Origin of the sequence: Flavobacterium sp. YO64, assembly GCF_004119505.1 — a bacterium.
Lineage (GTDB): Bacteria > Bacteroidota > Bacteroidia > Flavobacteriales > Flavobacteriaceae > Flavobacterium > Flavobacterium oncorhynchi.
Window position 1 is genome coordinate 1 of record NZ_NRQV01000064.1, and the last position, 2,915, is coordinate 2,915.

The 2,915-nt window shown below is 28.0% G+C and carries 2 protein-coding genes; both read left to right on the forward strand.

Features of this window, described 5'->3' with window-relative positions; translation table 11 throughout:
* Positions 1-136 precede the first annotated feature (136 nt).
* A complete protein-coding gene (locus BOW57_RS20515) occupies positions 137-1,522 on the forward strand; it encodes an AAA family ATPase (RefSeq protein ID WP_129057013.1) in 1,386 nt (461 codons plus the stop codon).
* Positions 1,523-1,524: 2 nt separating this feature from the next.
* On the forward strand, positions 1,525-2,490 hold the full coding sequence (locus BOW57_RS20520; protein WP_129057016.1) for a DUF4435 domain-containing protein: 966 nt from the start codon (positions 1,525-1,527) through the stop codon (positions 2,488-2,490).
* Positions 2,491-2,915: the final 425 nt, after the last annotated feature.

The following is a 2,915-nucleotide window of genomic DNA, read 5'->3' on the forward strand; positions in this document are numbered from 1 at the left end:
CTTAATATCTTCAAAAAATAAGATTCTTTCTATTGTATAAATTAAAAGCAAATGATTTAGTTTTTATAATATTAAACTTGTCTATACTGATTTTAAGAACGTATAATACATTTTAAAAACAAATGAAATAAAACCAATGAACAAATTACAAAACTTCAAAATAAAGCAATTATTTGGATATCAGAATGTTGATCTACATTTTGATAACAATGTCCTAATCTTAATGGGGGAAAATGGATTAGGCAAAACATCCATACTTAATTCATTATATTTTACACTTACAAAAAAATGGAAAAAACTATTAAAAATAAACTTTGAAGAAATTTCTTTAGTAATTGACAATGTCAACTTTAGCTTTACAAAGCTACAGCTAGCGAGCTATCTAGAGAACCTCAATAATAAAAAAAATTTAAGATATAAAAATTTAAAATCTGAAATAATAAAAATTTTAAATGTTGAGGATTTAAATTCATTTATTTCAAATAGAACTGATGAAAATATAGATAAACATAGAATAATATATGAGTATATACGTAAAAATAAATTATCCTCAGAACTGAACAGTCCTCCTATCGGTTTATTAGTTGAATTAATTGACCAAATTTCTAGACAACCCAATTTTACTGGTCTGGAAAATTTAGTTAATTTTTTAGAAACAGAATTCAAAACCAATATTATCTATTTCCCAACATACAGAAGGGTTGAAGAAGAATTACATAATTTGGGGAAGTTAAGAAGAATACACACTGAGGATCATTTGCCGTGGTTTGATGAAGATGAAAAAGAGGAGACTGAGGATTTAGAAGATGAAACTCTTATTCAATTTGGAATGGAAGATGTAGAAGAACGAATTAAAAAAATAATCTCAAAAATTAACGATAGTTCAATAAAAGGTTTCGCAAAAGTAACGGGCGAAATGTTGCACCAATTACAAGAAGGTTTTCCAAAATTATCAAAGGATGATATCCTAAATATTAATAGAAATAACATCGAAATAATACTAAATCGTGTTAAAAATAATCTATCACAAGATGATAGACAAAATATTTTAAGACTTTTAGATTCAAAAGAATTGTTGACTAAACCTGAACTCGCTTACTTTTTGACAAAACTTGAGGACATTTATATACGCCAAAGAGAATTAGATAATTCAATTAAAGATTTTGAAAAAGTTACTAACCAATACTTAGTAGGCAAAAAAATGTTCTTTGATGAAAGCTCGGTAACGCTAAATATTTACAATAGTCTAACGGAAGAAAAGGTTGAACTTAATCAATTATCTTCGGGAGAAAAACAGATTATTTCTCTTTTTTCAAAAATATACTTAGAAGATCTAAATGATTTAATGATTTTCTTTGACGAACCAGAACTTTCGCTTTCAATAAAATGGCAAAAACAATTATTACCTCATGTTATGGAATCAAATAAATGTAAATTTTTACTTGCGGTGACACATTCACCATTTATTTTTACAAATGAGTTAGAAAGCTTTGCAATTGGTATGAATGTATTTTTAGATTAAATATGAGCGATAATATAATTGAAATTGCAAAAAAGGAACTAGAATCAAATCTAGTTGCTTATGCCGAATTTGTTTTAGATTTTAATAAAGACTTAAATAATATCTATTGCTTTTATGAAGGTAAAGATGATCGATCTTATTATTCTTTTAGAATAAAATCGCATAACTCTAAATATACTTTATATAATTACACTTGTAACGGAAAGGGTAACGTAATAAATTTGCATAAAACAATAAATAACCATAAAGTTTACGCAAATTCAACAACATTATATTTTGTAGACAAAGACTATGAAGTTAATAACTTAGATAGTAAAATCTACGTTACGCCATTCTATAGCATTGAAAATTTCTACGTTATTGATGAGGCATTTGAGAATATTCTAGTTAATGAATTCAAAATTCCTAAAAGCTGTGAAAGTTACAAACAAGCAATTGAACTTTATAGAAATTGCAAGGAAGTTTTTCACTCAAACATTATAATTTTAAATGCTTGGTTAAGTTGCCAAAATGATTATCGCAAAGAGAACAATTTAAATACAAGACTGAATATTGAAGATACATTAAAGAAATTTTTTAATTTTGACATTTTTGAAAAAATAGTGAATACAGATTTAAAAACAATCACCTTTCCAGAAGAGCTTAAAACTCAAGAAAAAATTGAAACTATATTTTCTGAATCTCCCAAAATAGCTACTGAGAATTTCAATAAAAAACTAGATCTATTTAAGACTGTTAATCAATCTGAGACATTTAGAGGTAAATTTGAATTAAAATTTTTAATTTCTTTTCTAAACAAACTTCAAGATGAAATCGGTAAAAGAAAGGGCTCTATCTTTTCTAAAAGACATTCATGTTCTTTAAGATTTGAATATGCTACGTCTATTTCCCAACTGAGTAATAACGCAGTAAATTGCGAACAATTAGTAAAATACTTAAATACTTTCACAAAAGAAATCGTTGCGTAAGTTGCCCCATCGCGCAGATATATCTCTGCGGTTCGTTAGCGCGGATTTGCAATCCGTGCCCGCAACAGTAAGAAATCATAAAAACCCGCTCTCCGCAGTGTTCCTTCCGAAGCGCTACGCAAATGTCTCCGACTTTGCGTATTTTTTTTGCTCTTAAAAATCATAAACCTGTCAAAAGTCTCCCGACTTTTCCGAATCATTTTAAAATAATTATTTTTATAACCTGAAAGCTTTCGGGATTACACAACGGATAATAAAAAGCCCGCTCTTCGAAGTATTCCTTCCGAAGCGCTACGCAAATGTCTCTGACTTTGCGTTTTTTTTTTCTCTTAAAAACCATAAACTTGTCAAAAGTCTCCTGACTTTTCCCGAATCATTTTAAAATAATTATTTTTATAACCCGAAAGCTTTCGGGGATTACACAA